The organism is Desulfobacterium sp. N47, from assembly GCF_051233685.1.
Classification (GTDB): Bacteria; Desulfobacterota; Desulfobacteria; order Desulfobacterales; family RPRI01; genus RPRI01.
Map to the genome: position 1 here is coordinate 1 of NZ_JBAMMY010000036.1, position 6619 is coordinate 6619.

The window sequence follows — 6619 nt, forward strand, 5'->3', positions numbered from 1 at the left end:
TTTCGGCCAAGGCATTGGTTATCCGGTGTCGGGCATAGGTGACGATGTTGTCGATAGCCAACGATATGAACAAGGTTCCCTTGTGATCACAACCAACCGTGTGTTTAAGGAATGGCCGGAAATCTTCAATAATGACAGCACGCTGACATCGGCGCTGCTTGACCGGTTGCTCCACCATACTGAGGCTGTGGTTATTGAAGGAAAAAGTTATCGCATGAAAGAGGTTGTTGAAAAATAATATAAAGCCGGTCGGGAGGGCTAATCTTCTACCCGGCCGGCCTTTATTTGACATGCATTTTTAAACCGGAAGTTTTATAACATTTTCGCGCCGGTGCTGACATACCGATGGAGACTCTGTCATTTATTTTAAGAATGCAAACGTAATCCATATGGGTGATCTCTATTTTGAAGGGTTTTATCCATATTATAAACCATGGCTTTCGATTACCAGCAGTTGTACTTTCCAGGATTTGCCCATAATTAAGTTGATTTTATCCCCAAATTCTTGCAATATAATCTCATGCGGCAATTAAAGTGTTTATTCATACGCGTAATAACCAATACTTTAAAAGGTCTGAAATGATTAAGCAATATCTCGACCGTTATTTACAGCTCCGGTTAAAAAGGAAGCGGTAAAAAATGCTATCAGCCGGTCGAATCAGATGCATCAGAAGAGAGAAGCGGCAATCGGCACTATATCAGTACCAAAATGATAGCCGTTATTTTGCCCAGGTTGCCGAAGGTTTAAAAGAAGCTGGTGCTAAGGAACTATCTGAACTCGGCGCCGAAGATGTTAATCCTGAATTCAGCGGAATCTATTTCAGGGCTGACAAATCAACTCTGTATCGGATCAATTATCTGACAAGGCTTCTTTCACGGTGCCTTGCGCCATTAATATCATATCCTTGTCATGATTCCGATATATTATATCAGAAAGCCAGACAGATCGAGTGGGATGAATTTTTTAAGAGTGATGGCAATACCTTTGCCGTATCGGCTAATGTTTCCGACAGCTCGATTTCGCATTCAAAGTATGCAGCACTTCGTCTTAAAGATGCGGTTGCAGACTATTTCAAAGAAAAAACCGGCCAGCGTCCGGATGTGTCTGTAAAAAATCCTGATATTTTACTGAACCTTCATATCAGAAACGATGAAGCTGTAATTAGCCTCGATACTTCAGGCGCTGCACTTCACAAAAGAGGATACAGAGAGGATACCGTTTCGGCGCCGATGCAGGAAACCGTTGCCGCAGCGATTATACGGTTTAGCGAATGGGATGGTTTCGTTCCTTTATATGATCCTATGTGCGGCTCAGGAACCCTTTTGTGTGAAGCGCTCATGCAGTATAGCAATATTCCTGCAGGTGTATTCAGAAAGCAATTCGGTTTTGAATTTCTGCCCGACTTTGACGCTGCTATCTGGAAAAAGGTAAAAAAAGAGGCCGATGGGCGTATCCGGGAACTGCCTAAAGGACTGATTGCAGGAAGTGACGTGTCTGTACAGGCAGTAAGAGCGTCAAAAGCAAACCTGATGGGGCTTCATTACGGAAATAACGTAAGTGTTGAAAAGGCGGACTTCAGAAAGCTTCCGGCTCTCGAAAATCATGTAATCGTAACCAATCCGCCTTATGGCATTCGAATGGGTGGAGATGAAGACCTTGAAATGTTTTTTAAAAATATAGGCGATTTTCTGAAACAAAAATGTAAAGGTTCTACTGCTTTTGTTTATTTTGGAGATCGAAAATATATCAAAAATATCGGGTTGGAAGCATCGTGGAAAAAACCGATAAAAGCCGGCGGGCTTGACGGCAGGCTGGTAAAATACGAGATGTACTGATAATACGTAACTGATTATATTTTTTATATTTAGTATCTGTCAAGGAAATCCAATAATGAAAAGACTACTGATTCTCTTTGCTGCCGGGTGCTTAGGCGCTTTTGCGAACAGCGTGGTTGTTTGGTTATTCGGTGATTTGGGCATAACCAAAGCTTTAGGTGTGTCAATGTCACCTGCATTAACGGCAAGCTGGTTATACCCGCGTATCGTCTGGGGTGGTATCTGGGGTTTGTTGTTTATCCTGCCATTGCTCAATTCCAGACCATTTGCCAAAGGCACGATATTAAGTTTGTTCCCGACAATGGTTCAACTGTTTATAGTTTTTCCATATAAAGCTCATAAGGGTATAGCAGGAATGGAACTCGGTGTTTTTACACCTGCATTTGTTTTTATATATAATTGGGTTTGGGGTGTTGTTACTTCGTTAACAATCAGGTATTCGAAGTAAAGAGTATCTGACTATGCCACTGAAGACTGACATGACTTTGCAGGAAGAAAACACCTATACGAGCCTTGCCCTTTAGCGCTACCATCAGAAGAGTAATAGGAAAATTAAAATATGGAACATACTGACAAGTTAGCAGTTCTAATAGATGCGGAAAATGCTCAACCAAGCATTGTGGTTGGTTTACTGGCGGAGATAGCAAATTACGGGGTGGCTAGCGTCAAGAGAATCTATGGTGATTGGACGGGGCCTGGCCTGAAAGGATGGAAAGATGTTCTGTTGCAATATTCCATTCAGCCAATGCAGCAATTTGCCTACACAAAAGGGAAAAACTCAACTGATAGCGCAATGATTATTGATGCAATGGATCTATTGTACACCGGTAATTTTAACGGATTCTGCATAGTTTCAAGTGATAGTGATTTTACCAAGCTGGCTTCAAGAATCAGAGAGTCAGGATTATTGGTTTATGGCTTTGGAGAGCAGAAGACGCCTTCTGCTTTTGTTTCAGCTTGTGACAAATTTATTTATACAGAAGTACTTCGTGCAAAGACTGATGAAAGTGAAGCGATTGTAAAAAAATCCAGCGGTGATCTAAGAAAAGATACAAAACTGGTAAGCCTGCTGCGCAATGCCGTGGAAGCATCCTCCGATGAAAGCGGGTGGGCTCATCTTGCGCCTGTAGGCAGCAATATAGCAAAACAATCACCTGAGTTTGATCCACGCAATTATGGATATGGAAAGTTAGGCGAGCTTGTTTCTGCAACAAAGCTTTTTGATATGGAAGAAAGGCAAATAGGCACAACCGCATCAAAGGCTATTTATGTTCGCGATAAGCGAAAAAAACAGATTGAAACTTCTAATAATTAAATCAAGCGAGCAAAAAAGTTGTGCCGATTATTAACGAGTTCAGCGTAAATAACCAAAAATTCACAAAAAAGGAGAGAAAAATGGCTATTACCCTACCCGACCTTCCTTACGGAAAAGATGCTTTGGCACCATATATCAGCGCAAAGACATTGGACTTTCATCATGGGAAACATCATAATGCTTATGTTGCCAACCTGAACAAGCTGATTGAGGGTACTGACTTGGCCGGTAAAACACTTGAGGATATCATCAAAAAAACAATCATTAAAAATCTCATCAATTGGGAATTTGTTAATTCTAATCTCGTTCTCTGCAATTCCAGGAGCTAAAAGATTAATATCAAACCGGCAGGTAAGCGCGTTTATTTGTATGGCATGACGTAATAATAGAATAAAATGGCGGAAGTGCATGGGAATCGAACCCACCCGGGACGGTATTAGCGCCCCACACCGGATTTGAAGTCCGGGAGCCCCACCAGTGAACTGCGCACTTCCATTAAAAAACTCACATATAATAGTAAGCCCCGTTTATTTGTCAATGATTTTATATAAAGACGAATATTTAAAGGTTATAATGCCAATAAATGACTTTTATAAGCTGATTAAGTAATTTATAATATTAGAAAGCAAGATAGTTTGTAATAAGATTTTCAAATCCAAGGGAGTTTATATGATAAACAGTGAAAGGCTTGCTGATACTTTCCGGTTTCTTGTCGGAATCGACAGCGTTTCAAAACAGGAAGGCAATATCGCCACGGAATTAAAAAAGATATTCGAATCCATGGGGGCAAAAACTGCTGTTGACGAAGCAGGAAAAATAACTGGAAGCGATACGGGAAATCTGGTTATAAAGTTTACCGGCAATCAAAAAGCTCCCCCGCTTCTTTTGAATGCACATATGGATACTGTTGAACCGGGAAAAGGTATTGTGCCTGTATTAAAAGACGGAGTTTTTACAAGCAGCGGCAATACCATACTTGGGGCGGACGATAAAAGCGCAATAGCAATACTAATTGAAGTAATGACGGTTCTTAAAGAAAATAATATCAGCCATGGACCGATTGAGATAGTTTTAACCATATGTGAGGAAATCGGCCTCCTGGGAGCAAAACATCTTGATATGAGGCTTATAGATGCAAAATACGGCTATGCCCTTGATGCCACTGATACGGAAGGTATAGTTACACATGCTCCCGGCGCAAACAGGCTTGAATTTAAAATTTACGGACGGGATGCTCATGCCGGTGCTGCTCCGGAAAAAGGTATAAATGCAATCGTTCTTGCCGGAAAAGCAATAGCCGGTCTTGAAATCGGGAGGATCGACCGGGAAACAACATGTAATCTTGGTATAATAAAAGGCGGTGTAGCAACAAATATTGTTCCAAGTTATGTTAATATCAAGGGTGAGGTCAGAAGTCATAATAGTGAAAAGTTGAAGGAAGTCACGAATAACATAATATCTTCTTTTGAAAATGTTATAAAGAATTACCAGGGTGATTCGTCTAATGGTCTTCCGAGAGTGGATGTTATTGTGGAAGATGATTTTTCATGCACAAACATCCCGGAGGACCATACGGTTGTGACTTTAGCCAAACAAGCCGCCGCCAGCCTGGGCAGAAAAATGATAACAAAAATCACAGGGGGCGGGGCGGATGCCAATGTATTTTTTTCAAAAGGTATTATGGCCGGAGTTATAGGAACCGGTATGTGCGACGTGCATACTGTGCGGGAATCAGTTAAGGTTGATGATATGGTAAATACCGGTGAACTCTTGCTTGAAATTATAAAACTTCATTCAACAGGTCATTAAACCGGATTCTGCTTTTTAGGATGGGCTGAAGGGATATATTTATGATTGCATATTTTGACTGTTTTTCCGGAATAAGCGGTGACATGACTCTGGGCGCTTTTATTGATCTTGGCGTACCTGTTGATTGGCTCATAGAACAAATACAAAATATTCCATTACATGATTTCGAGCTGACCGTTTCAAATGTTTTCAAAAATGGAATAAGCGCAAAACAAGTTGAAGTAAAGACTGCCACATCTTCCTTATCAAGAAATTATTCCCAGATTTTATCACTTCTTTCAAATAGTTCTCTTTCAGCAAATGTTAAAGGTATGAGTATCTCCGTTTTTGACATAATTGCTACAGCCGAAGCCAGGATTCATGCCTGCCCAAAAGAAAACGTACATTTTCATGAGTTGGGAGGAGTCGATTCAATTGTTGATATTGCAGGCACGGCTCTTTGCATTGATTATCTTGGAATAACAAAACTATATTCATCTAAAATTCCCATAAGTTCAGGCTTTGTAAACTGCCGGCATGGAATTATGCCGGTTCCGCCGCCTGCCGTGTTATCAATATTAAACGGCGTTGCCGTATATGGTGTTGATATAAAAAAGGAGATTGTAACACCTACCGGTGCTGCTATTGTAAAGGCTCTTTGCCAATCATTCGGAAAATTTCCCGATATGATTGTCGAAAAGACAGGCTATGGTGCAGGAAAATATGATCTTGAACATATTCCGAATCTTTTAAGGATAGTAACTGGTAAAGACATATCTGAAGATACTTGTCAAAAGGATATTATCCTACAGGTAGAAACCTGCATTGATGATATGAATCCTGAAATTTTCGGATATCTGATGGATAGGCTTTTTGAAGACGGAGCACTTGATGTATACTGGGCGCCTGTTTACATGAAAAAAAACAGGCCGGGAACTAAAATATATGTGATTTGCAATCATTATAATAAGGATATTGTTATTAACCGGATCTTATCCGAAACCAGTACAACAGGTGTCAGATACCATGAACTTGAAAGAAAAAAACTGCCAAGACGTCGGGTTGAAATAAAAACTATCTATGGAACTGTTTCGGTAAAATGCATCACAAACACAGACGGCTCCACACGGTTTGCACCTGAATATGAAGTATGTAAAACAATTGCTCTTGAGAAGAAGATCCCTATAAAAAATGTGTATGAAAATATTCTAAAGGATTTATCCTGATGAATAACGGCAATCCCCATGTTGTTATAATAGGAGCCGGGTTTGCAGGCTTATGGGCAGTAAGTGGTTTAGAAAATATAAGCTGAACATTTAGCATAATGGCCTTGGTTTTATTTTATAATTCCACTCTCCATGGAAACCATCCCTCTCGATAGCAATCTTTCGGAGTTCTTCATCAGAGACTTTGATGCCGGTCTCGTAGGAATTGGTGTCTAATTTGGCTGTAATCTCAAGACTGACCCCTGTTGTCAATAGTGTAAACCAATTTATTTTTCATGCCGCTTGTTTTAATGCGTAAAATTGCTTCTCAAAAACAACCGGAGACAGATAGCCAAGTCTGGCCTGCCGCCTTTGCCGGTTATAAAAAATCTCTATATATTCTGTGATATCCTGAATTGCCTCTTTTCTGGTGTAGTAATGCTGGTGATGTACAAGCTCATTCTTGAGTGTGCCC

The 6619-nt window shown here is 40.5% G+C and carries 8 protein-coding genes, 1 tRNA gene and 1 pseudogene; 7 read left to right on the forward strand and 3 right to left on the reverse strand.

Going from position 1 to position 6619, the window contains the following annotated elements; all coding sequences use genetic code 11:
* From VXK47_RS02090 to VXK47_RS02110, 5 genes are all read left to right on the forward strand, one after another.
* Window positions 1-238 (forward strand): ATP-binding protein (locus tag VXK47_RS02090; protein ID WP_435547120.1); only part of this gene is annotated, 238 nt, incomplete at its 5' end.
* Between the two features lie 401 nt (window positions 239-639).
* Window positions 640-1836 carry a THUMP domain-containing class I SAM-dependent RNA methyltransferase gene (locus VXK47_RS02095; RefSeq protein WP_435547121.1) on the forward strand — a complete coding sequence of 399 codons (1197 nt, stop codon included), beginning with the start codon at window positions 640-642 and terminating at the stop codon, window positions 1834-1836.
* Between the two features lie 55 nt (window positions 1837-1891).
* Window positions 1892-2284, forward strand: coding sequence for a hypothetical protein (locus tag VXK47_RS02100; protein WP_435547122.1), 393 nt, complete (start codon window positions 1892-1894; stop codon window positions 2282-2284).
* A 111-nt stretch (window positions 2285-2395) separates the two neighbouring features.
* Window positions 2396-3151: an NYN domain-containing protein gene (locus VXK47_RS02105; protein ID WP_435547123.1), complete on the forward strand. Its 756-nt coding sequence runs from the start codon at window positions 2396-2398 to the stop codon at window positions 3149-3151.
* Window positions 3152-3231: 80 nt separating this feature from the next.
* Window positions 3232-3480 carry a superoxide dismutase gene (locus VXK47_RS02110; RefSeq protein WP_435547124.1) on the forward strand — a complete coding sequence of 83 codons (249 nt, stop codon included), beginning with the start codon at window positions 3232-3234 and terminating at the stop codon, window positions 3478-3480.
* A 67-nt stretch (window positions 3481-3547) separates the two neighbouring features.
* On the opposite strand, the gene VXK47_RS02115 is transcribed toward VXK47_RS02110, so the two are convergent.
* Window positions 3548-3645, reverse strand: a tRNA-Sec gene (locus VXK47_RS02115).
* Between the two features lie 175 nt (window positions 3646-3820).
* On the opposite strand from VXK47_RS02115, the gene VXK47_RS02120 reads away from it, so the two are divergent.
* On the forward strand, window positions 3821-4960 hold the full coding sequence (locus tag VXK47_RS02120; protein ID WP_435547125.1) for a M20/M25/M40 family metallo-hydrolase: 1140 nt from the start codon (window positions 3821-3823) through the stop codon (window positions 4958-4960).
* Between the two features lie 41 nt (window positions 4961-5001).
* Window positions 5002-6165, forward strand: a complete 1164-nt coding sequence (gene larC / locus VXK47_RS02125; RefSeq protein WP_435547126.1) for a LarC family nickel insertion protein — start codon at window positions 5002-5004, stop codon at window positions 6163-6165.
* A gap of 90 nt (window positions 6166-6255) precedes the next feature.
* On the opposite strand, the pseudogene VXK47_RS02130 reads toward larC, so the two are convergent.
* Both VXK47_RS02130 and VXK47_RS02135 read right to left on the reverse strand, forming a co-directional pair.
* Window positions 6256-6411 (reverse strand): annotated as a pseudogene (locus tag VXK47_RS02130) (ISAzo13-like element transposase-related protein); the annotation flags it as partial.
* Between the two features lie 27 nt (window positions 6412-6438).
* Window positions 6439-6619, reverse strand: a 181-nt coding sequence (locus VXK47_RS02135; protein ID WP_435547127.1) for an IS3 family transposase, incomplete at its 5' end; no start/stop codon positions are given.